Raw genomic sequence first — 26,892 nt, forward strand, 5'->3', positions numbered from 1 at the left:
AACTCGTCACGCCGTTTATCGGTTCAGGAAATGCCGACATATTAGGATCTCTCGACCCCATTATTTTAGCCACCGCGGTGCTAATTACCGCCACAATTATGCAAATTGCTTATACGGTGTACAAAACCGGGCATGTTGAAAAAATGCAATTAGTAACCCTCGCCCTAGTGATCGTGCTAGGTGGTTTAACTGTGGCCTTTAAAAATAAAGAATTTATCCAATGGAAGCCCACCATCGTTAACTGGTTATTTGCCGCGGCATTTTTGTTCAGCCAGTTGTTTACAGAAAAATCCATTCTCGAACGCATGATGGGCGGCAATATGTCGTTGCCCCCCGAATTATGGGTACGTTTGAACTATGCATGGGTGCTCTTCTTCTTGTTCAGTGGAGCCGCCAACTTGTATGTAGCGGCCCATTTTTCCGAAGATACTTGGGTTAACTTTAAGTTATTCGGTTTGCTTGGCCTAACTATCCTGTTTATTGTAGGTCAATCGCTGTTTTTGTACCGTTACATCAACCACGAGGACGAATAAGTATGTGGTATGCCATTATTAGCCAAGATGTCAGTAGTAGCTTAGAGAAGCGTCTTGCGGCTCGCCCCGCACACTTATTACGTTTGCAAGAACTGACCGCAGAAGGTCGATTGCTGGTTGCGGGACCTCACCCAGCCATTGATAGCGAGAATCCTGGTGATGCAGGATTTACCGGTAGCTTGGTGATTGCAGAATTTGCCAGTTTGAACGATGCCCAAGAGTGGGCTGATGCAGATCCTTACGTAAGTGCTGGTGTATACGAACGGGTAGTCGTTAAACCATTTAAGCGTGTACTTCCCTAAATTTTTACAACAACAATAAAGGTATCGATTGTGAAACGTGTCGTCCTGTTATTCGCTGGCTTATTGCTAGCTATCTCGGCCTCTGCCGTTGAGAAGCGCTATGTCTCCGACAAACTCTATATTCAACTGCGCTCGGGTCCTAGTCAGGAATACCGAATTCTAAAAGTGATTCAAAGTGGTGAACACTTAATCGTTATCGAAGAAAACGAAACCGAAGGTTACACCAAAGTAAAAACTGATAAAGGGGTCGAAGGCTGGGTACTAACCCGCTTCCTTGAAAATGAGCCCATTGCGAAAGAGAAGCTGATTTTAGCCAATCGCGAACTTGAACAGTTGCGTGCAGAAAAATCCACGACGCAAAGTCAGAGTGGTGAACTACAAACCGAACTTGAAACGGTGAAGAGCGAACGTTCCACTTTGGCTCGTGACAACGCCAAATTAGAAAAAGAATTAGAGCGAATTATGAGCATCTCCGACAACGCGTTGGCGTTGGACGAAAAAACCAAAAAGCTCACACTACGCAATCAAGAACTGGAAATTCAAGTTGAAACCATGACCAATGAAAATGCTCAGCTGCGCGACGACAGCCGCCAGACATTTTTGCTTTATGGTGGCGGCCTAGTATTTATCGGTATCTTTGCCGGACTCGTGTTACCGGGATTACGCACCAAGCGTAATAATAGTGGCTGGAGCTGAGTTAGCTCTGGTCAGCACCAGCGTTATCTGCGATCTGTCTTTCTGGTAGATCGCAGTGACCCAAAGACATTTCCACCGATATCGCATCGCGCAAACGTCGTTTTAAATCGGCGGCTTCTGGAAAGCCCTCGTCCTGTCTTCGGTCCCATAAGCAAACATCGTCTACCCACACCTGAAAGTCGCCAGAACCTCCAACTTCCATAAAAATGCCCGCTAATTGGCCATTAAATGTACTAAATAGCTCTTGCGCGTACCAACCTGCACGCAAACCCCATTTACAGCCTTCACAAAAGCGTATTCTTACCGTAGGTTTAGACATTCAAATTATCTCTGGAGATTAACCATGCGTTTGATGATGACACTGTGCGCTCTACTGTTCAGTATTTCTAGCTTTGCAGCCGATAGCAAAGCCACCGCCCCCGACGAAGTTGTGCTGGTCGGAATGAACACTAGCGTCGGTTATATTGAATTAGAACTGAATAAAACCAAAGCACCGATCAGCGTTGCAAACTTTTTATCCTATGTGAACTCGGGTCATTATAACGGCACTGTGTTTCACCGCGTCATCAAAGATTTCATGGTGCAAGGCGGTGGCTTTGGCCCTGACATGCGTCAAAAAGCTACTCAACCAGCCATTAAAAACGAAGCAGACAATGGTCTTAAAAATAGTCGTGGCACCATTGCGATGGCACGCACTGCATCCGTTGATAGCGCTACTAGCCAGTTTTTTATCAACGTAAAAGACAATACGTTTTTGAACAATGGCGTACGTGATTTTGGTTATGCCGTGTTCGGTAAAGTCGTCAACGGTATGGCCGTAGTGGATGCTATGGCAAACAGCCAGACCGCCGCTCGCGATGTTCCTGTACAACCGATTATTCTGCACGATGTGCGTATTATTGACGATGCACCAAAAGCATCAGAGTAACCACCAAAAGCATCAGAGTAACCACCAAAGCATAAGCGGTAAGGTCACGAACGATAATAAAGTCGAAGTGACCACCAGCCCGGCAATGGCTTCGGGCTGACGCTGATAGCGCACGGCAAATAGGTAATTGAATACGGCTACGGGCATGGATGCCTGCAATAACACCACGCCCCGTACAATCCCCTCTAGCTCCAATAACCATACCACCAGCAACCCTGCCAATAAGCCTCCAGCCACTCGACAAGCGCTGTAGAACAACGCTTTACGCCATGCTGTAATTTGTAAACGTACTAACGACACGCCAAGCGTAATCAGCATCAAAGGGATTGTCATTCCGCCAATCAGCACGATGGGATTCTGCAACAATTCGGGTAAACGCACATCAAACCAAAGCAATAACAGCGATAACGCTATGGCATATAGAATCGGCATTTTAAACAAGCCACGCCAACCCCCTGCTTGACTCCCCCCTGCCGCTAAAATTCCCACGGGAAAGTGCGCAACCGACAGCATCATAAAGAAAGCTAAAGCCAGCGCTAGCCCTTCGTCACCAAATGCGAATAGGCAAACGGGAAGACCCATATTGCCCACGTTAGGAAAAACAAACGACGGAAAGTAAGTACGTACATCATCGCCGCAGGCTTTTGGAATGAGCCAACCTGCCAACGACATCAGCAAAGCGATTAAAATACATGCCAGAGCGGTTTGATTGAACGCAATAAGGTCTATTTCAACACCACCTAGAACCGACAGCATTAAACACGGAGCACCCACATTCAGTACCAAGCGCGAGATAAAATCGGTGTCGAAATTCGTGCCCGAACGCGCCCACAATGCACCGATTAGAGCACATACCAGCACCGGAAATAGAACAGTTAGGATGTCCATCACAGCCCTAATCTCCAAAACAGGCAGCTAAACAAGCCGCGAGTGTACGTCAGCACCGACAGCACGGTAAACTACCGGCCCTATTCTCTAACTCATAGCGCCGCCAGTGTCAGAAAAAAACCAAATGTCTGAAATAAGCAACGTTTCTGACGCTAGCGTCAACGCAGCAAACCAAGACTTGCAATGGAGCGACGCTGGATTACCCCTGTCGACTCAATTTAACGACCCCTACTTTTCGTTAAAAAATGGGCTAGCAGAAACCGACTATGTGTTTATTCAACACAACCAATTACGTGAACGCTGGACGACGTGGCAAGGGCCATTTTGCATTGTCGAAACCGGATTTGGCACAGGGCTGAATTTTTTAGCAACATGGCGTGCTTTTCAACAAAGTAATGAACAGCGCAATGAGCAAGATCAACAAGAATCAGCAACAGAAAACGATCTTTGGCTGCACTTCACCAGTATCGAAAAATATCCGCTTAGCAAAGAACAATTAGCCCAAGCGTTGGCGCTTTGGCCTGAACTTGCAGATCTTACACAAGCATTATTAGAGCAATACCCGCACTTAACTTCAGGTTTTCACCATCTACGTTGGCCCGAGCAACGCATCAGTTTGACCTTGGTCTTTGCCGATGTTCACGACGCATTGGCACAACTCACAGGACCAGTTCACGCTTGGTATTTGGATGGATTTTCACCTGCTAAAAATCCAGAAATGTGGACAGATGAACTGTATCAACAGATGCGTCACTTAAGCCGTAACCCACAACTGGGTGAGGAAGCGAGTGTCGCCACATTTACTGCCGCCAGCCAAGTTCGTCGAGGCCTACAAGGTGCCGGTTTTAAAGTACGTAATCCCGAAGGCTTCGGCGGTAAACGTCATATGCTCGCGGGCATTTATCATGCGCAGAGCGGGCCGGAACAACCACCATACTTTCAACAAGAGCCATGGCTAATAGCCCCAAACCCGAGGGGTAATCGAGAAGTCACTATTATCGGTGCCGGACTTGCGGGCTGTCACAGCGCTCGTTCGCTGGCAGAGGCCGGTTTTAAGGTTACTCTGATAGACGCCCTAGGCATTGCTCAATGCGCCTCAGGTAATCCGCAAGGTGGCTTATACGTAAAGCTGGCGGCCGATGACAAAGCCACTCATACTGACTTCTATCTTGAAGCTTACGAACTCGCTCTGCGCTCTGTTAAAGCACAATTAGGCGACGGCGATGAGCAAAATTTTGGCTGGCAATCCTGTGGGGTAATGCAGCTAGCAAGCAGCGAAAAAGAAGCCGCTCGCCAAGCGCAGTTTATCGCTATCCGCCAACCACCATCAGCTTTAATTGAGGTCCGCGATAACGGTTTATTTTATCCGCAAGCGGGATGGGTGGCGCCCGCTCGGTTGTGCGAAGCCTTAGTGCAGCATCCCAACATTCGCTTTGAACAGGCTGAATTAACCGGTCTAACCCCTACTGATCAAAATGATGCCCTATGGCAGCTCAGCTTTGCCTCTGGCGAGCAACGCTCAGCGTCTACTGTAGTGATCGCCACTGCTTGGCAAGCGAAAGAATTACTCGCGGATGCTTATTTACCGATAAAGAATATTCGTGGCCAATTAACGTATTTAGACGCAACCTCAGCACCCGCTATGCCTCATGTACTGTGTGCTAACAGTTATATGGCTCCGCCAGTTGCGGGGCAATTATGTTTGGGCGCTACTTATAATTTGAATGATCCCAGCACAGAACTGCGCGACAGTGATCATCAAACCAATCTTGATCATCTCAAAGAATTTGGTGATGAGTGGCAGTCGATGGCGACACATAACAAGATTGTCGGTGGACGTGTAGGGTTTCGCTGCACCACTCCCGATTATTTACCTATGGTTGGCCCACTTGCGGACACTCGTCCTTTTGCCAAAGCATTTAAGCAGTTAAGTAAAAACACCAAGCAAATACCGCAGGTCGAGGCGCCGTTAATACCCGGACTTTTCGTGAATATTGGTCATGGCTCACGCGGACTAGTATCGGCACCATTGTGCGCAGAAATACTGACAGACGTTATAACCGGTCGCAGTTCTTGCGTCAGTCGCACGATTTTAGAAGCCGTATTGCCAGTGCGTTTTTTGGTACGTGATATCGCGCGGAGAAAAGTGCCAAGCGATTATTACGACTAGCCTAAAAAGCGCGACTGGTGTTAAAGCCTATGGCTGCCAGCCAAACTGACGCAGGGTTGCGGTGAGTTGGATATGACAAGTCTGCTGCACGGGATCATAAAGCAAAGTTGCTTCACCACGGCGCAGCTGCTCAATTACTTGGGCAATTTTATCGTGCAAAGAATACTCGACATCGCCGTAATCGGTACCCTCGCGGGTAACAAAATCTTCGGCGATGGCATCAAGCGTGGCCTTATCGAGACGTTCGTAAGGAATCGCAATTACGCCTTCATCAGGCGCATCATCAATTTGCAAAAGACGCCTCGCGTTCCCATTCACAGCTCATACGAAGCTCAGCATCCGATGGTAAGTGGCCTTCGTCAGCTTGCCAGCTAAAGGTGTGTTTGCCCGACAATTCAGTTTCAAGATGCACTGTGGCAGACACCCAGTACATGCTTTTTAACAAGGCTTCAAACTGGCGCAACCAGTTTTCCCACTCGTACTCGACCGCACGGTAAGATGCGGCGAAATGCATTAACTGAGTTTGATAAGTGCCGCTGAAAACATCTTCACCAGGCATAGAAAACATCTCGCGCTTCAACAGCGACCAATCTTCATCAAGACCTAACGGTAGCGCCTGAATTGCGGCCCAGTTAACACGACGCTCGCGACGAGAACCAAAAGGATCAGTCGCCGGAATATGGCGTATGACTCCGTAAACAATGGATTCTTGATCAAATTGAGACACGTATGCTCCTCTTAATGCTTTGCTTACTGGTGGCGACCCAGCACTTGTTATGGCGTTGATAATAACGGAAATCCGTCCAAACAAAAACGGCACCGAAGCGCCGTTTTTGTTTGTTTTCAATGATTTGGCTAATACTTACTAATTCAGCATTGGCAAAACTCACGCACTAGAGATTACTTACCCAACACATCAACAATGCGTTGCTTCACATAACTACCCGGCGCATCTTCAATCGCAGCCACTGGACCTTTACCAGGAACGCGAGGTTCAACGGCTTCAGTGCCACCTTGAGTTTGAATCCACTCTTCCCAATCAACCCACCAAGAACCAGAATGACTTTCGGCTGCTTTAAACCAATCGTCCGCTTGTTCTGGTAACACGCCAGCGTCATTAGTCCAATAACCATACTTATTGGCAGCTGGAGGATTGATAACACCGGCAATGTGCCCTGAGCCACCAAGCACAAAGCGTGGCTTACCACCGATGACTTGCGCACCCTTGTAGGTCGCCTGCCATAACGCAATATGATCCTGAGAGGCCGACAAGAAATACGTTGGTATTTTCACTGCCGACAAATCAATCTTAACACCATCAAGTTCTAGCGCATTTTTCTCGACCAAGCGATTATTCAGATACATATTACGCAAGTAATACGAATGCATCGTCGCTGGAAGGTTGGTGCTATCAGAGTTCCAATACAACAAATCAAATGCCGCAGGACGCTGGCCTTTCAAGTAGTTATTGATAAAGAATGACCAAAACAGATCATTCTCACGTAACAAGTTAAAGCTAAATGCCATCTGACGACCGTCATAATAGCCCAACATATTCATTTGCTTTTCAATGCCGGCAATTGCGGTTTCATTAATTAACACGCCGATCTCACCCGGCTGACTAAAATCAATTAGGGTGGCTAAAAAGGTAGCCGACTTAATTGGTTCACGACGTTTCTTCTTGAGGTAAGCAAGAGTTGCCGATAACAAAGTACCACCTAAGCAGTACCCAATAGCATTAAATTCTTTTTCACCGGTAATGGTTTCAATAACATCTAAAGCCTCCACAGGACCTTCTAACATGTAATTATCAAAACCTTTATTGCGCAATGACGGTCCTGGGTTAACCCAAGAAATCACAAACACTGTGTGTCCTTGATCTACCAACCATTTGATCATGGAGTTATCGGCACGTAAATCCATGATGTAATATTTGTTGATGAACGGCGGTATCACCAGCAGCGGACGTTTGAATACAGTCTTGGTCGTTGGCTCATATTGAATCAACTGCATCATGTCATTTTGGTGGATGATTTTACCGGGCGTTGTGGCGACGTTACGACCCACTTGGAACGCCGAGGTATCTGTCATCGTTACATTCAGAGAGCCTTGTGCACTGACCTCTAAGTCTTCCATTAATTGCTCAATACCTGCGACTAGATTCGCACCACCGGTTTCCAAAGTTTTGGTAATAACATCTGGGTTAAGACCGGCGAAATTGGATGGTGCCAATGCATTCACGTATTGACGCATCAAGTATTCTACTTTTTTGCGAGAGTGGTCACTGATACCGTCGGTATCTTTAACCATCTGCATTAGGCCATTACTCTGCAATAAGTATAATTGTTTAATGTAATCGAATAAGGGATTTTCTGACCACTGTTCACTGGCAAAACGTTTATCACCTTTTTCGGGCTCAACAACGGGACCTATGTCCTTACCCAAAAATCGCAATACTGTATGCTGATAAAGCTCCTGCTGCTTTTTCAATATTTCCATTTGATCCGCAACAATCTTACCTGGATGAGCCATCATGGCTTCTCCTAGTTCGCGGAACGCTTCGCTGAAATCGTTTAGAACACACGCAGCAGGATCATCTGCAGTCGTTGGCTGATTTATTAATTTTTCCCAAAGCTTACTACCTTGCTCTGTTGCCTTAGCTGTCATTTCCAAAATATCACCAACAGCTGTTTCTAACTTATCCGCTGAAACACTCATACGCCACCCATTTCCCTTCACCCTGAGGAAGTCTCAAGTAATTCAAAAATCGTCCATTAAAAAAGGCCACCCATTGGTGGCCTTAAAGACTAGCGCTAATTAAGCCGCTGTCTTAGCTTTAGGTGCTGGCTTTGCAGCAGTCGAAGCAGTAGTGGCAGCAGTGCTGCGAACTTCCTCCATAATACCTTCGATCTGAGTTTTGAACTCCATCGCCATGTCAGACATAGCTTTCGCGTCTTCCATGATTTTCTTATTCAAAGAAGTAGCAGTTTCAGCTTGTGCGGAAGTGAAAGTGCGCATGGTATCAGCATCTTTAATTTCAGCTGCGCTTTTCAACTGAGAAAGACCCATTTCCGCGTAACTCTTAATTGCACTGATTTGAAACTCAGTTAATTTTTCCATGTTATCAACAAACAAACTGTTGAATTTAGCCATGGGTGAGTACATGGTTTTGGCTTGTTCAGCGAAAGCGTTCAGAATGTTCTCTTGCATGGTCTTGCTCCTTCAATGGTTGAATCGAAATGTGATCGTTCATACTACGTAAATTTATCTTACACCTGCATGACGGTTGCCAGTTAAATTAGCAATTTCCCCAGAAAAATCACGCGAAAGCAGTAATCGCTCTGAGCAAAGCTTACATTGCTAAGGTTAGCTGACCGGCTTTGTCCTACGACTGGCCGCTACCGCCATTTTTGCCAGACATCATGGCAAACATCATGCGCTGAAATTCGGACATGGCATTCACACCACCGTTCAGCAATGGCTGATAGAGGCTCATCGGATCATAGCCTTCTTCGCCTGAATTCATTTTTTCCATCATTTTAGCAAACAGCTCTTGCTGAAACTCCTGAACATCCGGTAGGCCCACCACGCGGCGAAGTTCTTCCGGCGTCATATCAAAAGTGACATTAATCTGCATCAAATGTTCCCTCTCATTCTAAAATCTTATCTACTGGGTGTTACATATATGCTGCGAATCGCGCAGCCCCCACCAAGCAACAAACATCGCCAAACACGCGACTAATGCGGCCAGCATAAATACACCAGTCCCGCCAAGAGGCTGCCAAAGCAAACCACTTAGCATTGCCCCGATGGCACCACCCAAACCGAATCCCACACTAGAATACAGAGCTTGTCCGCGGGCTTGCATTGCTGCCGGAAAAAACATCTGTATGTAGCACATCGATACGGCATGCATTGCCGCGAAACTGAACGCGTGTAAGGTTTGGCCAGAAACTAACACCCAAACGTTATCAACTGCCCAAGCAACTAGACACCAGCGTACTCCTGTTAGAGCCAAGCTGACAAGAAACCACTGCTGCCAAGTCAACAATTTCATCACCCGACCAAATTGCCAAAACAGAACAACCTCGGCGCATACACCTATAGACCATAAGAATCCGATCTGCGAGTTCGAATAACCATTTTCCTCTAAGAAAATGCTAAAGAATGTGTAGTAAGGTCCATGCGCTATTTGCAGAAGAATGGTAACAAGAATAAAGGCAATTACCTTGCGCTGACGCAAGAAACTCCACATGTTACCCGTAGCTAACACGGCCTTATGGCGCACAGTGGCTGACTTTAACAACCAACTATTGAGTACAATTGCAGCCATTAACAACAGCATAAAAATGGGCAATGCCTTGATACTGATGTCGTCGAATAGCCGCCCTAACATCATCACAGCTGCAATAAACCCAATTGAGCCCCATGCTCTAATTCGGCTGTATTCGTCCAATTTATTGCCTAATGCTTGCATAGTGATTGTTTCGTACTGCGGTAGCATCGCCGCCCAAAAAAAACCGTACAAAACCATAATGCAGGCAACACCAGTGAAGCTATCCACTAAGAATATCCCGCCAAAGCAGAACAAAGTTAACAGTCCTGCAACCCGAACCATCGCCAAGGGCGCACTGACATTTCGGCCCCAGTAAGCCCACAAATTTGGCGCTAGAATGCGCACAGTGCCGAACAAAGCCATCAACGAACCGATTTCCTGCGGTGTAAAACTAAGTTCGGTTAAATACAATCCCCAGTAAGGCGCAATGCAGCCTAGCAAGGCAAAGTACAAGCCATAAAATAGCGACAAGCGAGTCGTTGGTGCGGCAGTTGAATTCATCGTCATAACAAGTGCTTGTAGTGTCTTTAGGAAAACGAAGAGGAGAAAACTAACCCTAAAAGTAAGAACGCGATGATACGATTTTACAGATGCAAAAAAAGCGGCCTCAGCCGCTTTATTTCAATCACCATACACTACTCAGGCGCTTGCCCAGCAATCACAGGAGTCAAACAATTCACATCGGCATTCTGACCACGATGGCGTAACAGGTGATCCACGATCACAATCGCCATCATAGCTTCAGCGATTGGTGTCGCACGAATACCAACACAAGGATCATGACGGCCCTTAGTGATGACTTCAATTTCTTTTCCATCGCTATCGATTGAACGACCCGGAATTACTAAGCTCGACGTCGGCTTTAACGCAATATGAGCAATAATATCTTGGCCGGTACTGATACCACCCAAAACGCCGCCCGCATGGTTGCTTAAAAATCCTGCTGCGGTCATCTCATCGCGGTGTTCTGTGCCTTTTTGCTCTACGACATCAAAGCCATCGCCAATCTCCACACCTTTAACCGCGTTGATGCTCATCAGGGCATGGGCAAGTTCGGCGTCAAGACGATCAAATATAGGTTCGCCTAATCCGGGCATAACACCACTCGCCACCACACTGATGCGAGCGCCGACCGAATTGCCTTCTTCACGCAAGGCAATCATGTAGTTTTCCATTTCGGTTATCTTGGTTGGATCGGGACAGAAAAATGGATTTTCGTTCACCTGCTCCCAATCAAAATGGGCATAGTCAATTTTTACCGGACCAAGTTGAGACAGATATCCACGAATTTGAATGCCCTTCTCTGCCAATACTTTTTTGGCAATCGCACCGGCGGCAACACGCATAGCCGTTTCACGCGCCGAAGAACGACCACCACCGCGATAATCGCGAAAGCCATACTTCTGTGTGTAGGCATAATCCGCATGTGCTGGGCGGAATGTCTTAGCAATATTGGAATAATCTTTCGAACGCTGATCGGTATTTTCAATCAATAAACCAATCGGTGTACCGGTGGTTTTACCTTCAAAAACACCGTATAAAATTTTAACCTGATCAGGCTCACGACGCTGCGTGGTGTAACGCGATGTACCCGGCTTACGACGATCCAGATCCGCTTGTAAATCCTCTTCTGTTAGAGGAATTCCTGGCGGGCAGCCATCGACAATGGCGCCCAATGCTAAACCATGACTTTCACCGAAGGTTGTAACGGTGAAGCTTTTTCCAAAGGTATTTCCAGACATAAAATTCTCGTTTCTGAATTCTTATTACTGAGTAAGGGCGCTTTCGGCTAATTGCTCTAAGTCGCGGGCATGTATGACACACACGCCATGACCACCACGTTTAAATTCGGGCCAACTAAATGGCAATTCTGGATACGCTGCGCGTAACGCTGGCCAACTGTTGCCAACCTCAAGCACGAATATACCGTCATCGGTTAGGTAATCTCTGGCTTGGGCGAGCATGATACGGACTAAGTCTAAACCATCTTCGCCCGCGGCCAACGCCAATTCTGGCTCATGTAAAAACTCTTCTGGCAAACATGCCATGTCGTCTTCATCCACATACGGCGGATTCGATACGATAATGTCGTACCGACCCGAGGCCGAGGCAAATAAGTCGGAGTGCAAAGCAATTACGCGATCTTCAACTTGATGATTATGAATGTTCTCTTCGGCAACTTCTAACGCGTCAAAAGAGATATCCAACAATTCGACTTCCGCTTCCGGATAGGTCAACGCGCACGCAATGCCAATACAGCCAGAGCCGGCGCACAAATCGAGTATGCGCGTTGGGTCTTGATTGGCCTGCCAGTAATCAGCAAAACGCTCTTCGATCAGCTCAGCAATGGGTGATCGCGGAATCAACACACGCTCATCGACGCTGTATGGCTGACCACAGAACCAAGCAATGCCGGTGATATAAGGTGTTGGAACATGATTCTCGATGCGTGCTTGCAACACATTAATAACGGCTTCGCGCTCGCAACGAGTCAAGCGAGAGTGGCGCCACTCTTCTGCCAAATTCCACGGTAGGCTCAGCGCGTGCGTCACCAACTGCAAAGCATCATCCCAAGGATTGTCGGTGCCATGACCATAAAATAGCTGCGCTTCTGACATGCGACTAACCGCCCAACGAATCATGTCCTGTACGGTATGCAACTCATCGATCGCTTGGGACGCTTGTTGCTGAAAGTTCATATCGGTATGACTCATGGATTGATGCTATTCGCTGGCGTTTAAAGCCTACTAGTTTACCGAATTCGAGCGCTAGCGACTATCCCTAGGGCGACCGCGCCTCAGTTTAAACGCTCACCATAAAGACTACTGTGCCCCATTTCATAGGCATCTAGTGCTTCGTTCGCGATACGGTAGCCGATACGTATCATCTCTTCTGCTCGATAAAACTCGTACATTTGGCAGCAAGACGTAGGAATTTTAATCATCAAGTCAGGTGGATAACCCGCCGTTTTAAATTTCGTTAGCGACGACTGCATGACTTCAAACATCTGGTTGAGGATTTCGATCTTGCCTAAATTCTCGTCGGCCTGCTCACGAGCACCCTTAGAATGCTTACCTAACCAATGACTGGCTCTATCCAAAACCACATTAAACCAATCGTCTTTCTCGCTTTCTACCTTGGCCAAAGTATTCATCAAATCATGAGGCATAGGCACATCGGTATTTAAATCAACCGCGATAATGTGATCAGCATGCGCAGAGACACATGGTGTTATTGGCAATGGATTCAATACACCGCCATCCACTAACATGCGTCCATTTAAAAGAACTGGACTCATCACCGTCGGAATGGCTGACGAAGCCCTTACCGCATCACGCAACAGACCACGCTGAAACCATATCTCTTTTTTATCGCGCAAATCGGTTGCCACCGCCGTAAACGGAATATCTAAATCTTCGATAAGGCAGCCATCGAGCATCTCGCTTAGCACACCGAACACTTTATCGCCACGAATGGCACCGCTCGACAGTAAACTAAAATCAACCAAACGAAGTACGTCTAGATACCCTAATCCACAGGCCCACTCGCGATACTGCTCAAGCTTACCAGCGCTATAGAAACCGCCGACAATCGATCCCATCGAACAACCTGACACACTCACAATTTCATATCCGCGCTCTAACAAAGCGTCAATTACGCCGATATGAGCATTACCACGAGCACCACCACTACCAAGCGCAAGAGCAACACGTTTCTTCACAATTACCTCCTAGGCCAAAATACAAAGCGTAGCGCTGGAGCCAAATCATTATTTGGCGTCAATGCTAATGCTCCCTGAGCATATATTTGGACAGGATTATTTGGGCTAGAGACACGCTGGCGAAGTGACTCTGCCAAGCGTTCAGAACAGCGTAGATTATCTTCCATATACGATGCGCTGTAACAATGCACTACCAAGTTAAGGCGACTTTTTAGCGCTGGATTCAAGTTCGCTAAAATATTCAGCAACTCGTGACTTGCACTCTCATCCAGCTGATCTTTGCTGGTTTTAAAGCCCGGTAACCAGCCGGCACTGCGAGTTAACTCGTCTTTTATTTTAGCGGCCAACGATTGTCGATCTGATACAGCGTCAGCAGTGATCATTTCATCAACATTGATCATGGTCTGACGCGATCCGCGACGAGCAATATACACCGCAGTAACTTTTTGCTTTCCGTCTTCAAGATCGCTTAACGTCGCAATATAGGCCTGATCTTTATCACGCGTCACAAGGCGCGGATTATCAAATACTTCATTTGCCCAAAACGCACTACTGCCGCAATCTAGCCCCACACATTCGTATAGCACGCGCTCATCGCCATTAAATTGCTCGCGATAAAATGAAAACAACTCATCGATGCTAAGATCATCCTGTAAACGCCAAACAGTTCGATTTAGCGTACCTGACAAGCGCCGTTCATCTTGGCCGAATGTCGTTGCTTGTTCTGTTTTCAAGGTAGATAAAACCAAACGGTAACGAGTAACGTCCTTTTCCACAGAATCGATCTGCTTCGATTCCGGAAAAGGCGTTAGGGCCTGACTAGTTAAGCTCATGCCACCTAGCAGCATAAAGGCGAATGGTATTACCATACGGCGAAACAACATGAATTCTATTTCCTATTGCAAAACATGACTTTAACACGCATACGCAGGACAAACGACGGTCCAAATCTGACCAAACAGCCTAACTGCTGTTACACTTCTATCCAACGAAATTTTTGAGCTTTTTACCACCATGATTTTGCCTGTACTTGGCCGATTGACGGCACTTGCCTCCCTCTTTGCACTCTCCGCTTGCTTGCCACTCCAATCCATCAACAATGAATCGGTTCCTCATTACAGCGACGATGAAAAAGCACAAACACTTGCTACAGCCAACCAAATTTTCAACGATTTCTACCAGTTTGAGATTGATCAACATCCGGCATTGCAAAGCCAGTTAGGCCTAGGCGATAGCGACCGTTGGGATGACGTCACGACAACACAGCGCGAACTGCGCCAACAACGTTTGCGCGATATTCGTCAGCAACTTATAAGCTTGCCTGTTGCAGCCCTTCCGCCTACCCAGCGAGCGATTGCCGTTACTCTAAACGAAACGCTGGAATTCCGGCTAGGCGCTACCACCAATGATGGTGCTCGTACTAGCTTGAGCAGCGCCGATAGCTGGCATTTGCATGCTCTTGATGTGTTAATTAACCACCATCCGGTAGCCGATATTGGTGATGCTCACGAATACATTCGGCGCTTAAAAGGTATCCCCTTACTATTTAGTAACTGGCAATTACAAATACAAGACGAAATCAGTGCAGGAAAACGCCCAACGGCCGCAACTCTGGCCGACGCTCAAGCTGCTATTTCAGGCATACTCGCTGGAGCTCCATTTACCGCAGGCAGCGACTCACCTTTATGGCGCGATATTTCATTAAAAATCGAACATCTTCAACTACATCCATCAAGTGCGCGCATATTAAAAAACAAAGCAAAGGAAGCCTTACTGAATGATGTAAAACCTGCTTATGACCGCTTAGGTCTATTCTTAGCTGGATTACCTACGCGTGAAGATAATTCGCCATTGTCGGACGAAGAGTACAACGAACGAGTAGCCTATTTTAGCGGTAGCGAAGTATCCCCGAGTGAGATACATCAGCGTGCGCGCGATGCGATAGCAGCTTTACATTTAGCCATGCTACCTAGCGATGCCATCAAGCCCAATGCAACATCTGAGGACATTAACACCGCCCTGAAAGCACTCTATCAACGCATGCAAGCGGCGTCATATACCTTCCCAGCGAGCACCGCTGGACGTGAGGATTTGGTTAATTTTCAACGCCAACGCATTCGCTACATGGCAAAGCAAGTTCCGCACTTTTTTGCCGTACTTCCTTCTTATGCGCTTGCGATTCAAGAAGTTTCGATGGAGCGTCAAGGGCTAGCGCCTTCAGCTTATTATTCAGCGCCTGCGTTTAATGATGAAACGCCCGGCATTTATTATTTAAATCCTACGGCGCAGCTTCAAGTACAACGAGAGAATCAACCGGCTGAGATTTTCGCACTGACTATTCCTGGTCGTCACATGCAAGAAGGCGCCGTACTCGCCGATCCCGACAACGCAGAGATCATGCGTCTAGTGCCGCATCCGGCTATTACCGAAGGATGGTCTTTATATGCACAAAAATTTGCGGTTGATATGGGCGGATACGTCACCGACGAAGAAAAATTTGGCCAACAAGTCAGCGAACTGACCCTTTTAGTTGCCGCCGCCGTCGACACGGGCATCTATCAATTAGGTTGGAGCACCGCCGATGCGCGTAAATTTGTTAACGCGAACACGCCTCTAACCGACACCCAGATGAGCGCCTTATTGCAACATATCAATACCCACCCTGGCGCAGCAACCTCGGCTGTTATGGGAAACTGGGCATTAGAAGAGTTGCGTAAAAAAACTAAAAAACAATTAGCGGATAACTTTAATTTAAAAGAATTTCATAGCGCACTATTAAGTTTTGGGCCAGTAACGCCGAAAGAGCTTGAGCGTTTATTGAATGATTGGACAACGCAGCGAAAAATACGCGATAACCAACCACCATTAACACATGAAAAGGCCACTGATAACTCAGCGGCCTTTAATTCATCTTTAACTAGCGAGCAGGATCGAGTTGAGTCAGTAATTACCGCCCCTTTGATTAAGGCATCCGAGCAGTAATTCCAATTTGCCAATATGCGTCTTGCCCCGGTGTTGCGACAACCTCAACACCAGTATTGTCGGTGGCGCGTATGCGACGATTACGCAACTGACCAATTTCTCCGTTTAACCAAAAACGTTCGCGCCAATGAAATTCACCACCGACCCCCATCCGCCAGTTCGTGTATTTAACATCGGTAATACTCGGAGTTGCGGTGGCCGCAGCATCCAATGTGACTTCTTCACGCCATACCCCACCAGCTGGGCGAATCGATAAATATGTTGAAACTTCACGTGACCAACGCGTCTGAATTAATGTTTTAGGAAAACCCAATAACATTTCCGTTTGTGCGGTAGGCTTAGTCGCATATCCAACTAAAGGCCGTGGGTTATAATCACCAAATTCACGATCAATAATAATGCCGTATTGCCAAAAATCATTTTTAGAAATATAGGTACGTCCACTTAACTCCAAATTAACACCGATATTTTTACCTTCCAAGGCATTTAAATCCGTCATTAACCCCGGTTCCGCACGGATATAAAACTCCTGTCCGTTGACACGCTGCTGACGATAACTGATCGGCATTGATATCCAGTAGTATTCATTTTGCGCAGCGGTAGTCCCCGACCAACGGAACTCTGTTAAATCTAAATTGAGTGCGGTCGATACATCTTCACTACTATTTCTTTTGCGCTCCAGAGGAACGGTCAAACTCAATTCATTCGACGAAAATCGCGTTCCCGCGCCACTTTTAACACTGCCATTCACGTCATTACGCCAATAAAGACCTTCAGCCTGAACAGCCGCCGAAATAATCGACAACAATAAAATACTACCTGTGCGCCACATACATAGCCTCATATACTTCTTGAACTCGGGCATAACTGGTCAACACCCCGGTTAATAATTCCTGTTTGCGTACCAAATCCAACGCTGCCAGTACATGCAACACGCATTGATACCCTTCGAGCAGTTGTGCCGATGCACCGGCCTCTGCCAGTAAATCAGTATAGTTGGCAATATAGTCGTACGCGTCGGCGTCGGCACGACGACGCAAGGCATCGGTCGGTGCATCCATGTTTTGCAGCACTTCGCTTACGCTGGCTAACGCCATCGCACCATATTGATCGCCCAAATCGCGCTCATGAATCATGCTACGACGTAAAAAAGATAACGCCCAAATCACCGGGCACGGTTGCGGTCGTGGGGTATTAAGATAACGAACAGGCATTAGACTCGGCGTTAAACAGCGGGCTAACACCTCTGAAAGCTGGGATAAAGATTGTGTAGAAGTAGAAGACGATTGGTTCATGCGAATACCTCATTAAGTTCGCTATTAATGAGGTATAGCAATTACTAAGCCAGTCTATAAAGGTCTTTTAAAATCAGTAAGTTAAGAATATTAGCGGCCAATCACGACCGCTTAGCGTCATCTTTTTGCCGCTCATTACCGCGACTACTACGAGTGATATGTTGGCGCAAACTGCGCACACCAAGGTAAACAGCCCCTAAAACAAATGGCATAGCGATCGCTTTGCCGGTTGTCTCTTCGATTGGAACGCCAAAATCATGCAAACCAGCAAACGCAATTCCTAGCAAGGCGAGTATGTAGTAGCCGATAGCTACAACCGATAAGCCTTCGACGGTTTGCTGTAAGCGCAACTGCAACTGGCTGCGCCGATTCATCGACGACAACAAATGCTGGTTCTGCTCTTGAATGGATAAATCCACCCGCGTGCGCAACAAACTGGTGGTGCGGTGAATACGACGCGACAAATCTTCTAAGCGGTCGCGCACAGAGTTACAGGTTTTTATCCCTGGTGTTAGTCGGCGTTCAAGGAATTCACGCAAGCTTTGCGTTCCATCCACAGGGCTTTCTTTTAATTGTCGTAACCGGTCGCGAACTAAATCATGATAGGCCACCGCCGCAGAGAAGCGAAAGTTAGTATTCGAGCGATGACGTTCCACTTCCGCCGCCAGCTGCGATAATTCTTGCAATAATATACGTTCATCTTTTTCGACATCTATCTCAGAGATACTCTGATTTAGCGTCGCCAATGAATCTTCAATGCGGCTAAGCTCTGGACCCATTTGGCGTGCTATAGGCAGGGCCATCAATGACATTAAACGGTAGGTTTCTAATTCGCACAAACGTTGAATTAAACGCCCAACTTGATAGCTGGTTAATGATTTGCTGTACGTTACAATGCGGCCAAAACCATCACTGTGTAACTTGAATGCGGTCCACACCTGAGCTTTATCATCAGCAACCCAAGCACCCGAAACACGCTGGCCTTCAAACCAGCGACGAATTGATGTTTCGTTAGGTTCTTCATGCAGCACTGAGATATTAACCGCCACCACCAGTTCACCGGGGAGCGCAGCCAGCCAATCTTTAGGGATGAAACTCAGCGCATCAGCATCAAACGGTAACACGTCATAACAAATAAAGGTGAAGTTAGCGAACTCTAAGTGACGCTCCCAGCGCAATTCAAAACCACCAAAATCTTGGTACAAGCAGCTCGATTCTGGTGCCGGAGAAGGCACACTAAAGCGCCGACATAAATCGACAACATGGTCGTACATCTCCTGCCGATTATCGCTTAACTTAACGGTGAAATGTGCGACATGACAGTCTCGATCAATAATCGGCGAGGGTCGATTGTGCAGCTCCTCGTACAAGCTTGAACGCAACGGATGCACGCGCAATGACACGCTCGGTGCGGCAATTTCCGGAGAGGCGTTTTCTAGCTTTGACTCTTGCAGAGCGTTCTTCATGAATCATCCTGACTAAATTAAATTGACTCGATTCTATGTAACTCAAAATGCAATAACCAGCTTACAGATCAAGGTTTCTAGTATTGCTTACTGAAACAAGCTATCTAACGAACGCCCTGTGTCATCAGTAATCGTGTGCTGCCAATCGTGTTGCCAAGCAACCCAGCGTTGCTTCAATGGATCATTGGTCACACTACCACTGGCCTCTAACTGGCTCATTGCCTTTAAAGGCTCGTGTGCAAAAAACTCGGCCAATGTCAGCGAACGCGGATCTCGCAACCAAGTCCATTCTTGTTCATGTGAGATAGTAGCCCAACGTTCGTTTTGAAAATCACTCAAAATCGTCGAAATTCGCTCAGCACCAATGTCATCAAGGCGTTTGCGTAAGCGATCTTCAGAGAGCAAACCACCTTTTTGTTGGGCCTCATAAAGCGTGGCCGCGACGCGCAAACGCTCAAGCGCAGGATTGCGATTTTTTCTCGCCGCACGGTGATGACTTAAACTAAACGTCAATTCAGCGCCCAACAGCAATAACATCCAAGATGCATACATCCACAAAAGAAACAAAGGCACGGCAGCGAAAGCACCATAAATAAGTTTATAAGAAGGAAACATCCCGAGTGTTTCGCTGAATAAAAATTTAGCTAATTCAAAAATACTGGCAATAAAAGTAGAAGCGATAAAAGCATGGGTGACAGGCACTTTGTAATTAGGCACTACAATGTAGAGTAAAGCTATGGCGATACTGCTAAGTGCCCAAGGAAGTAGATGAGCAATAAACTCGATACTTTTCGCTAAACCGCCACCCCACAACGGCAAAGATGCAACAATCGAAGTGGTGGCAAAAGCAGCACCGAAAAAGAGCGGACCGAGACTGAGCACAGCCCAATAGCGAAAGAAAGTTTGAATCTTCGAGCGCGAAGTTTGTACATTCCAAATACGATTAAACTGGGTTTCAACCGTCTGCAACAGCATAAACGCCGTGATAAATAAGAACACCAAACCGACCCAAGTTAACTTGCGCGCCTGCTGACTGAACTGCTGTAAATATTCCGAAATGACTTCGCTGCCTTCAGGCATCACATACGCAAATAGCTGCGCATTGGCCTGTTCGCCCCAACTTTGCAAAGCCGGTAAGGCACTCAAAATCGAATAACTAACGGTCAACATAGGCACTAACGCAAATAGCGTTGTATAAGTTAAGGCAGCAGCATCACGGCGGCGCTCCATGTTCTCAAACCGTTTTAAAGTGCTCCAAATGATATGGGCGGTACGACGCCATTTCAGGTTTAGTCGGGGCTTCATGCGCATCCTTTTGAAAATGTAGTTACAATACCGGCATTGAAAATAAAATCAGGGCAGCAGAAAGCATGAGCGAAATCACTATTTATCACAATCCTCGGTGTTCAAAATCACGCGAGACCCTCGCCTTACTTGAAGAACAAGGCATCACACCAGTGGTAGTAGAGTACCTGAAAGACATTCCGTCCGCCGCTACTCTGCGCGACGTACTTGCTAAGCTAGGCTTAACGCCGCGCCAACTGCTGCGCACTAAAGAAGACGATTACAAGGCATTAAACCTAGCGGACACTAGCCTGAGTGACGACGAATTAATAGAAGCTATGTGCGCTCATCCAAAGCTGATTGAACGCCCTATCGTAATCAAAGGTAAGAACGCGCGTATTGGTCGTCCACCGCAACAGGTTTTGGAAATTCTATAATGTCTCAGCCTTATATTTTGGTGCTGTACTACAGTCGCCACGGCAAAACTGCAGAAATGGCGAAGTACATGGCTCGCGGTATCGAAGCGGCAGGCCTTGAAGCGCGCCTTCGCACGGTTGCTGAAGTATCGCCAACCAATGAAGCAACCTCCGCTGCGGTTCCAAGTGAAGGGGCGATTTATTGCAGCCACGACGACGTTAAACACTGCGCTGGATTACTACTGGGAAGCCCTACCCGATTTGGCAATATGGCTGCCTCGCTTAAATATTTTCTCGATAGCACCAGCAACCTCTGGTTAACCGGCGCATTAATCGACAAACCTGCAGGAGTATTCACCTCAACATCGTCATTGCATGGTGGTCAAGAAACGACCCTAATGAGCATGGCACTGCCACTGCTACATCACGGCATGGTCTTCGCGGGCATACCCTATAGCGAAGCGGGTTTAACCAATACCCAAACGGGTGGAACACCTTATGGTGCAAGCCATCACAGCGGCCAAGATGGCAGCAATGAATTATCTGAGCACGAGATTGCACTTTGCAAAGCTCAAGGTAAGCGCATTGCAACCTTGGCCAAACGCCTAGGAGCAGATGCATGAAATTAACCCGTGTCTACCAGCTCATGCTAGCAAGCTATTTAGGAACTCTATTGGTATTGCTGGCGTATACCTTTAGAAGCCCGCCACAAACTTTCGACTCCACTGCAGTGTTGTACGCAACCGGAACCTTATACTGGAGTTTGCGCTCGCTACCTTTGCTGCTGTTTATTCCGGGTTTGCTAAAAAAATCTCACAAAGCGGCGTCGTGGTTGGCGTATGTCATCATGCTGTATTTCGTATTCGCGATTACCGTGCTGTTCACCCAAGGGACTGAGCTTTGGGGCTGGCTGCTCATCGCGATGACACTCACCGTATTTGTAACCACCCTATTGTTCACGCGCTGGCAGAAAGCAGCGTTGCGTTTACAAGCTGAACAAAACTCGTAAAGAGGAATGAGAATGAAATTAACCGTTTATCTATCTGGCGAAATCCACACTGATTGGCGCGACGAGATTGCCCGCGGTCTCGCCGAGAAAGATCTGCAAGTAACCCTAACGTCACCGAATACTGATCACGCTTCTAGCGATGATTGTGGCGATGAGATCCTAGGTACTGAAACGCTGCCGTTTTGGAAAGACCACAAAGCGGCCAAGATTAATGCCTTGCGCACGCGCAAGTTAATCAGCGATGCCGATATTGTGGTGGTGCGTTTTGGTGAGAAGTACAAGCAATGGAATGCGGCATTTGATGCAGGCTATGCTGCCGCCTTAGGGAAATCTTTGATTGTCCAGCACGATCCTGAACTAACGCATCCGTTAAAGGAAGTAGACGCTGCTGCTATGGCTGTGTGCGAAACTCCGCAACAAATTGTAGAAATTCTGAACTACATTAGCCGCAACTGAGTGACATCTAGTTGATGCACTTGGCTTAGTTACGTATGCACTTGGAGTAGATACATATGCACTCGGCCTGCACGCACCGCCGAGTGCATCGATTAGCAATTACGCTTCGTCTTCCCACTCGCCATCTGTATCGTCGTCAGCAATCTCAGTACACACTGGCTCGCCACACTTAACACATGCGCCTTCAACGAAGATAACGCCATCTTGTTCGTATTCTTTTGGATCTTTCATGCCTAAGTCGGCTTCCATACAGGTGTTACACCATGTTTGGCTTAAAAAGGCTTCTTGATCTTCTTGCTCGCGAGCATAGAAATCGCGTTCAACACGCTCCATAACATTCTCTCTTACTGATGGGTTACTTATTATTGTTCCGAAAGACAGGTTGGTACAAAGGGCCAACCGTCAGCGAACAATTCTACATATTCTATGCTTACTCGATGCTTTCTACACCTTGGATCTTCCCAATCGAGGTAAAAGTTCAACCCTGACTAACGGCATACCTAGCTCTTTCAATACTCGCGGGGGTCGTTTATAACACCCTTCTATTATATTGATGTCTACCAGTCCATTCACTCGCTTTTGAGGATACTTATGATCACGCTTCATCACTTAGAAAACTCACGCTCACAACGCATACTTTGGTTGTTAGAAGAACTAGGCGTTGAGTACGAAATCAAACGCTATGAACGTGATCCTAAAACTAACTTAGCACCGCCAAGCCTTAAAGCCATACATCCACTGGGGAAATCACCGGTGATTACCGACAACGGTAAAACCATCGCAGAATCCGCGGTTATCATCGATTACCTCATTAATACCTACGGTAAAGATCGCTTTATGCCGGAAGTCGGCAGTGATGCATACAACCAGTTACAATACTGGCTGCACTATGCCGAAGGATCATTAATGCCATTCTTGGTTATGGCGCTGATTTTTCAGAAAGTAAAAACATCGCCTATGCCCTTCTTTGTTCGCCCTGTAGCCAAAGGCATTGCTAATCAGGTGTTAAAGTCTTACGTTGATCCAAACGTTACCAATCACCTGCAATTTATTGAAAATCATTTGAGCAAAAACACTTGGTTTGCTGGCGACGAACTTAGTGGTGCCGATTTCCAAATGATTTTCCCACTCGAAGCAGCCATGAGTCGCTCCGAAGTGGCGAATAAATTGCCACATGTATTGGCATTTGTGAAAAAAGTTCACGCGCTCGGTGCATACAAAGCAGCGTTGGAAAAAGGCGGTCCATACGCTTACGCTTAATTATTAAAGCGCTTATTTCGCTAGTATTTAGCGAAATAAGCGGTTGGCCCACACGGTTAACCCGGCGGCGACGCTACCAAAGTGGTCTCCGTCTAACACCGGAATATTACCTAGCTTTTGCTCAACCGCATGACGAATTGCAGGCGACTTAGCACTACCACCTGTGATGTATATTACATCCGGTTGTGTACCTGCTTGATTAATAGCCTCTGACATTAAATTGGTCATTTTTTCTAGCGGCCAAGCAATTGCTTGCGCCAAGTCAGTGCGGGTAAGGCGAATACCTAAGCCAGCTTCGATATAGGCCAAATCTAATTCGTACTCACTCACATCCGACAAAGCAATTTTGCTCTGCTCGGCGCTACGCACCAAATGGTGGTTTTGCTTATCTTCACGCATTTTTATAAAGCGTTTGATTAATTCAGGCTGCGCACAATCGCGCTGCAGTTGATCCAGATATAAGGCGGTATCCAAACTATTAAAAGTAGCAAGCGCACCGACGTCATTTGTGCTCACTGCATTCCAAAAGGTTTGCATTGGCATCGGTTTACCAGTTTTTAACGGTGCGGTCATACCAAATAGCGGCATCAATTGTTTACCGGCGATCTGAATATCAAGATCATTACCACCAATACGTTCGCCGCTATGACCGATAAAATCGTTATCGCGAATATCCTGATCGCGATGATCGGGCCCCATACGCACCATGGCACAATCGGTGGTTCCGCCACCTACATCGACAACCAGCACGGTTCGATTCGTAGCTAAGCTCTGTTCAAAATTTAAACCCGCAGCAATAGGTTCAAACAAAAACTCAATCTGTTGAAAGCCGCTACGTTGCGCCGCTACGCGCAAAATATCTAACGCCTGCTGATTACTCTTTTCGGCATTCATTCCTTGAAAGTTAACGGGTTTACCAATCACGGTATGAGTAAGTTCTTGACCGAGTTCAGTTTCCGCACGACGCTTTACCGTCTGCATCATGGCCGTAACAATATCTTCAAAAAAATGAATAAACTCAGAGCGTAAACCGCTAGCGCCTAAAAAGGATTTGGGAGATTTAACGAAATAGCCTTCTTCTGGAAAAGAAAAATACTGTTCGAAGGCTTCCGAACCGACAAACAATATTTCTTCATTTCCAGCAATGTCATGTTCACGACGCACGCGGCGAGCTTGCGCCAAAGGATTAACGCGCAAATCAATAAACTGCTGCTGTAATTCAGGCGATGAGATATTGTTTGCAACCGCCTCGCAAATCAACTCTCGTTCCAAGGCATACAAGGCCGATGGCATAAAGGCTTTGCCTTGATCTAACGTCAACAAGCGCACATCAAGCTTTGAATTGATTACACCAACGGCACAGTTAGAGGTGCCGTAGTCAAAACCGCAAATCATTAAATTTTTCCTAGGATCTAACCAATAAAAGGCTTAACGACGCTTACGCCAATCGGTTATTTTAGAATGCACGCCACGGGTAAGCGCTGCTGAATAGTTTTCGAGGATATCAACACCCACTAAGATAAGCACGACCAATACGGCTAATTTAATGGCAACCACATGGCCTGCGACAGCAATACATACACCGATTGCTGCAAGCGCCCAAATAGTAGCGGCAGATGTCACCCCCATGACCACGCCATCCTTCGATAGCATAACCCCAGCCCCCAAAAAACCAACCCCAGTAACCACCTGCCCAATAATACGGGTTGTGTCTGTTACTTCGTTATTGAGGGATTGCGATAAGGCGACAAAAGTATAAGTACCTAAGACAATCAAAGAAGAGGTACGAATGCCAACAGGCTTACCGCGCAATTGACGCTCAAGACCAATGATAGTGCCGCATACAAGGGCCGAGAAAATGGCATACCAATCAAGGGGAGCAATACTAATAATATCTGTAAGCGTCATAAGAACAAAAATACAATTGCCAAGGTGGATTTTAAAATGAAAAAAGCGGGTGGCATCACCCGCTTTTTTCATCAACTAGCCCATATAAGCTACTATTTATAGCTCCAACAAAGCTTCTATCTCGCTGTCGCTAGGTACTTTAAAGCTAGAGTTAGATTGTACGATTTTACCCCGAGGATCAATTAAATATTTATAAAAGTTCCAACGGGGTGCTACATCCTGTTCTGCCACTTGTATGAATAGAGGATGCGCTTCTGGCCCCTTTACCGGCACAGTAGCTAACATGGTAAAACTCACACCAAAGTTCTTAAAGCAAACGTCAGCCGCTTCTGCTTCATCGTCGGCTTCTTGATTGAACGAATCCGATGATACGCCAATAACGACTAAACCCTTATCTTTAAACTTATCGTGAATTTTCTGTAAATCACCAAACTGATCGGTAAATCCACAGTGACTCGCGGTATTCACCAACAACACAGGGTGACCATTCGTCACCTCACAAAGATTCAGCATTTTGCTACTATGCAGCTGCTTCATGGTGTAATGAAAAATTGCAGGGCAGCTATCTGGATAAACCTTTGCAGGCATCACAGGCATCTCTTCTGCAAACGCAAATGGCGCAAACAAAAACGCTGAGACGGCTAACAATGTATCAAGCTTCATATTGCTCTCCTAGCTTTAAACGTCAGAACATTGGTAATGCTGATGATAGGATACTACCACCGCAACACCCTTCTATTTTGTATTCATTTGTTAAGCAACGAACGTTACAATTATTCTACTGCATCCAATGCTGCGCGAATGTCTTCATCAAGTACGAGAGGATCAACTAAAACCGCCTCTTCTTTCAGATTAGGTAGTACTACCAGTAAAGTTTCGTCTTGATCTAGGCCAGGGGTCCAACGCTCTAACCAAGTCGCTAAATCTATCATCTTTGGCTTGCAGTCAGCCCAATCGCCATTCGCCCAATCCAAGGTATAGTCAGGATGCGGCCATACAGGCAAGCAGTTCTCACCATCTTCACCGGTAACGGTTACCCAACCTTCGTCATTCGCTAGACTCCAAATCTCACCCTCTTCTGCAACTTTGCGAACAAAAAGTTCGTAACGCTTGTTGTCGGATAACGCCAAGGATGCTTGACGGTTTTTGCTAGATAATGAGTAAGTCATCTGAAGTTCCAATACAAAGGCTAAAGCAATTCATGTAAAGACCTAAGTGTAACGCTCTCAGCGCTGAAATGCT

Annotated in this window: 32 protein-coding genes; 11 read left to right on the plus strand and 21 right to left on the minus strand. The window is 46.7% G+C overall.

Annotation, left to right across the window (positions count from 1 at the left end; genetic code table 11):
• The 3 genes from UXZ23_RS01545 to UXZ23_RS01555 all read left to right on the plus strand — a co-directional run.
• Positions 1–533 (plus strand): septation protein A (locus UXZ23_RS01545; protein ID WP_320818897.1); only part of this gene is annotated, 533 nt, incomplete at its 5' end.
• Between the two features lie 2 nt (positions 534–535).
• Complete coding sequence (locus UXZ23_RS01550) at positions 536–835, plus strand: YciI family protein (protein ID WP_320818898.1); 300 nt, start codon at positions 536–538, stop codon at positions 833–835.
• Between the two features lie 30 nt (positions 836–865).
• Positions 866–1,531, plus strand: coding sequence for a TIGR04211 family SH3 domain-containing protein (locus UXZ23_RS01555; RefSeq protein ID WP_320818899.1), 666 nt, complete (start codon positions 866–868; stop codon positions 1,529–1,531).
• A gap of 1 nt (position 1,532) precedes the next feature.
• Here the strand turns inward: UXZ23_RS01555 and UXZ23_RS01560 are convergent, their stop codons facing one another.
• Positions 1,533–1,850, minus strand: a complete 318-nt coding sequence (locus UXZ23_RS01560) for a SelT/SelW/SelH family protein (protein WP_320818900.1) — start codon at positions 1,848–1,850, stop codon at positions 1,533–1,535.
• A gap of 33 nt (positions 1,851–1,883) precedes the next feature.
• On the opposite strand from UXZ23_RS01560, the gene UXZ23_RS01565 reads away from it, so the two are divergent.
• Positions 1,884–2,459, plus strand: coding sequence for a peptidylprolyl isomerase (locus UXZ23_RS01565; protein WP_414491419.1), 576 nt, complete (start codon positions 1,884–1,886; stop codon positions 2,457–2,459).
• A gap of 12 nt (positions 2,460–2,471) precedes the next feature.
• Here UXZ23_RS01565 and UXZ23_RS01570 read toward each other — a convergent pair whose 3' ends face one another.
• Positions 2,472–3,347 carry an AEC family transporter gene (locus UXZ23_RS01570; protein ID WP_320818966.1) on the minus strand — a complete coding sequence of 292 codons (876 nt, stop codon included), beginning with the start codon at positions 3,345–3,347 and terminating at the stop codon, positions 2,472–2,474.
• A 124-nt stretch (positions 3,348–3,471) separates the two neighbouring features.
• Between UXZ23_RS01570 and mnmC the strand changes: the two genes are divergently transcribed.
• Positions 3,472–5,517, plus strand: coding sequence for a bifunctional tRNA (5-methylaminomethyl-2-thiouridine)(34)-methyltransferase MnmD/FAD-dependent 5-carboxymethylaminomethyl-2-thiouridine(34) oxidoreductase MnmC (gene mnmC / locus UXZ23_RS01575; protein WP_320818902.1), 2,046 nt, complete (start codon positions 3,472–3,474; stop codon positions 5,515–5,517).
• 27 nt (positions 5,518–5,544) lie between these two features.
• Here mnmC and UXZ23_RS01580 read toward each other — a convergent pair whose 3' ends face one another.
• The 10 genes from UXZ23_RS01580 to UXZ23_RS01625 all read right to left on the minus strand — a co-directional run bounded on the left by UXZ23_RS01580 (position 5,545) and on the right by UXZ23_RS01625 (position 14,458).
• Positions 5,545–5,811 (minus strand): YheU family protein, encoded by a 267-nt coding sequence (locus UXZ23_RS01580; protein WP_320818903.1) that lies wholly within the window; start codon positions 5,809–5,811, stop codon positions 5,545–5,547.
• Positions 5,801–6,244 carry a hypothetical protein gene (locus UXZ23_RS01585; protein ID WP_320818904.1) on the minus strand — a complete coding sequence of 148 codons (444 nt, stop codon included), beginning with the start codon at positions 6,242–6,244 and terminating at the stop codon, positions 5,801–5,803. The genes UXZ23_RS01580 and UXZ23_RS01585 overlap by 11 nt, the downstream gene beginning before the upstream one ends.
• Before the next feature lie 173 nt (positions 6,245–6,417).
• The gene (phaC, locus tag UXZ23_RS01590; RefSeq protein ID WP_320818905.1) at positions 6,418–8,235 is read right to left on the minus strand and encodes a class I poly(R)-hydroxyalkanoic acid synthase; all 1,818 of its coding nucleotides are present in this window, start codon (positions 8,233–8,235) and stop codon (positions 6,418–6,420) included.
• Positions 8,236–8,334: 99 nt separating this feature from the next.
• On the minus strand, positions 8,335–8,727 hold the full coding sequence (locus UXZ23_RS01595) for a phasin family protein (protein ID WP_320818906.1): 393 nt from the start codon (positions 8,725–8,727) through the stop codon (positions 8,335–8,337).
• A 175-nt stretch (positions 8,728–8,902) separates the two neighbouring features.
• Positions 8,903–9,154: a DUF6489 family protein gene (locus UXZ23_RS01600; RefSeq protein ID WP_320818907.1), complete on the minus strand. Its 252-nt coding sequence runs from the start codon at positions 9,152–9,154 to the stop codon at positions 8,903–8,905.
• Positions 9,155–9,184: 30 nt separating this feature from the next.
• Positions 9,185–10,360 carry an MFS transporter gene (locus tag UXZ23_RS01605; RefSeq protein ID WP_320818908.1) on the minus strand — a complete coding sequence of 392 codons (1,176 nt, stop codon included), beginning with the start codon at positions 10,358–10,360 and terminating at the stop codon, positions 9,185–9,187.
• 128 nt (positions 10,361–10,488) lie between these two features.
• A complete protein-coding gene (gene aroC, locus UXZ23_RS01610; protein ID WP_320818909.1) occupies positions 10,489–11,595 on the minus strand; it encodes a chorismate synthase in 1,107 nt (368 codons plus the stop codon).
• 24 nt (positions 11,596–11,619) lie between these two features.
• The gene (prmB, locus tag UXZ23_RS01615) at positions 11,620–12,567 is read right to left on the minus strand and encodes a 50S ribosomal protein L3 N(5)-glutamine methyltransferase (RefSeq protein ID WP_320818910.1); all 948 of its coding nucleotides are present in this window, start codon (positions 12,565–12,567) and stop codon (positions 11,620–11,622) included.
• A gap of 83 nt (positions 12,568–12,650) precedes the next feature.
• Entirely contained in the window at positions 12,651–13,574 is a 924-nt protein-coding gene (locus UXZ23_RS01620) for a patatin-like phospholipase family protein (protein ID WP_320818911.1), read from the minus strand.
• A 2-nt stretch (positions 13,575–13,576) separates the two neighbouring features.
• Entirely contained in the window at positions 13,577–14,458 is an 882-nt protein-coding gene (locus UXZ23_RS01625) for a DUF4892 domain-containing protein (RefSeq protein ID WP_320818912.1), read from the minus strand.
• Positions 14,459–14,588: 130 nt separating this feature from the next.
• Between UXZ23_RS01625 and UXZ23_RS01630 the strand changes: the two genes are divergently transcribed.
• Complete coding sequence (locus UXZ23_RS01630) at positions 14,589–16,556, plus strand: DUF885 domain-containing protein (protein WP_320818913.1); 1,968 nt, start codon at positions 14,589–14,591, stop codon at positions 16,554–16,556.
• Here UXZ23_RS01630 and UXZ23_RS01635 read toward each other — a convergent pair.
• The 4 genes from UXZ23_RS01635 to UXZ23_RS01650 all read right to left on the minus strand — a co-directional run bounded on the left by UXZ23_RS01635 (position 16,537) and on the right by UXZ23_RS01650 (position 20,622).
• A complete protein-coding gene (locus UXZ23_RS01635) occupies positions 16,537–17,388 on the minus strand; it encodes a hypothetical protein (RefSeq protein ID WP_320818914.1) in 852 nt (283 codons plus the stop codon). The two genes, UXZ23_RS01630 and UXZ23_RS01635, sit on opposite strands and share 20 nt — an antisense overlap.
• Positions 17,372–17,851 carry a hypothetical protein gene (locus UXZ23_RS01640; protein WP_320818915.1) on the minus strand — a complete coding sequence of 160 codons (480 nt, stop codon included), beginning with the start codon at positions 17,849–17,851 and terminating at the stop codon, positions 17,372–17,374. Before UXZ23_RS01640 ends, UXZ23_RS01635 begins: the two co-directional genes overlap by 17 nt.
• A gap of 101 nt (positions 17,852–17,952) precedes the next feature.
• The gene (locus UXZ23_RS01645) at positions 17,953–19,317 is read right to left on the minus strand and encodes a DUF3422 domain-containing protein (protein WP_320818916.1); all 1,365 of its coding nucleotides are present in this window, start codon (positions 19,315–19,317) and stop codon (positions 17,953–17,955) included.
• An 87-nt stretch (positions 19,318–19,404) separates the two neighbouring features.
• Positions 19,405–20,622, minus strand: coding sequence for a YihY family inner membrane protein (locus UXZ23_RS01650; RefSeq protein ID WP_320818917.1), 1,218 nt, complete (start codon positions 20,620–20,622; stop codon positions 19,405–19,407).
• A 65-nt stretch (positions 20,623–20,687) separates the two neighbouring features.
• Here UXZ23_RS01650 and arsC point away from each other — a divergent pair, with 65 nt between their 5' ends.
• The 4 genes from arsC to UXZ23_RS01670 are packed head-to-tail and all read left to right on the plus strand — an operon-like array spanning position 20,688 to position 22,482.
• Entirely contained in the window at positions 20,688–21,038 is a 351-nt protein-coding gene (gene arsC / locus UXZ23_RS01655) for an arsenate reductase (glutaredoxin) (protein ID WP_320818918.1), read from the plus strand.
• Entirely contained in the window at positions 21,038–21,640 is a 603-nt protein-coding gene (gene wrbA, locus UXZ23_RS01660) for an NAD(P)H:quinone oxidoreductase (protein ID WP_320818919.1), read from the plus strand. Before arsC ends, wrbA begins: the two co-directional genes overlap by 1 nt.
• A complete protein-coding gene (locus UXZ23_RS01665; protein ID WP_320818920.1) occupies positions 21,637–22,026 on the plus strand; it encodes a DUF2069 domain-containing protein in 390 nt (129 codons plus the stop codon). Before wrbA ends, UXZ23_RS01665 begins: the two co-directional genes overlap by 4 nt.
• Positions 22,027–22,038: 12 nt before the next feature.
• Positions 22,039–22,482, plus strand: a complete 444-nt coding sequence (locus UXZ23_RS01670; protein ID WP_320818921.1) for a YtoQ family protein — start codon at positions 22,039–22,041, stop codon at positions 22,480–22,482.
• Positions 22,483–22,581: 99 nt separating this feature from the next.
• On the opposite strand, the gene UXZ23_RS01675 is transcribed toward UXZ23_RS01670, so the two are convergent.
• Positions 22,582–22,815 carry a hypothetical protein gene (locus UXZ23_RS01675; protein WP_015487450.1) on the minus strand — a complete coding sequence of 78 codons (234 nt, stop codon included), beginning with the start codon at positions 22,813–22,815 and terminating at the stop codon, positions 22,582–22,584.
• 258 nt (positions 22,816–23,073) lie between these two features.
• Between UXZ23_RS01675 and UXZ23_RS01680 the strand changes: the two genes are divergently transcribed.
• Positions 23,074–23,742 (plus strand): glutathione S-transferase, encoded by a 669-nt coding sequence (locus tag UXZ23_RS01680; protein ID WP_320818922.1) that lies wholly within the window; start codon positions 23,074–23,076, stop codon positions 23,740–23,742.
• A 27-nt stretch (positions 23,743–23,769) separates the two neighbouring features.
• On the opposite strand, the gene yegD is transcribed toward UXZ23_RS01680, so the two are convergent.
• The 4 genes from yegD to UXZ23_RS01700 form a co-directional block, all read right to left on the minus strand.
• Positions 23,770–25,137, minus strand: coding sequence for a molecular chaperone (gene yegD / locus UXZ23_RS01685; RefSeq protein WP_320818923.1), 1,368 nt, complete (start codon positions 25,135–25,137; stop codon positions 23,770–23,772).
• A gap of 33 nt (positions 25,138–25,170) precedes the next feature.
• Positions 25,171–25,722: an MgtC/SapB family protein gene (locus UXZ23_RS01690; protein WP_320818924.1), complete on the minus strand. Its 552-nt coding sequence runs from the start codon at positions 25,720–25,722 to the stop codon at positions 25,171–25,173.
• Positions 25,723–25,746: 24 nt separating this feature from the next.
• A complete protein-coding gene (locus UXZ23_RS01695) occupies positions 25,747–26,313 on the minus strand; it encodes a glutathione peroxidase (protein WP_320818925.1) in 567 nt (188 codons plus the stop codon).
• A gap of 110 nt (positions 26,314–26,423) precedes the next feature.
• The gene (locus tag UXZ23_RS01700; RefSeq protein ID WP_320818926.1) at positions 26,424–26,819 is read right to left on the minus strand and encodes a DUF2750 domain-containing protein; all 396 of its coding nucleotides are present in this window, start codon (positions 26,817–26,819) and stop codon (positions 26,424–26,426) included.
• Positions 26,820–26,892 lie beyond the last annotated feature (73 nt).

The sequence above is a fragment of the Thalassolituus sp. genome (genome assembly GCF_034111725.1).
In the GTDB taxonomy this organism is placed as follows: Bacteria; Pseudomonadota; Gammaproteobacteria; order Pseudomonadales; family Oceanobacteraceae; genus Thalassolituus.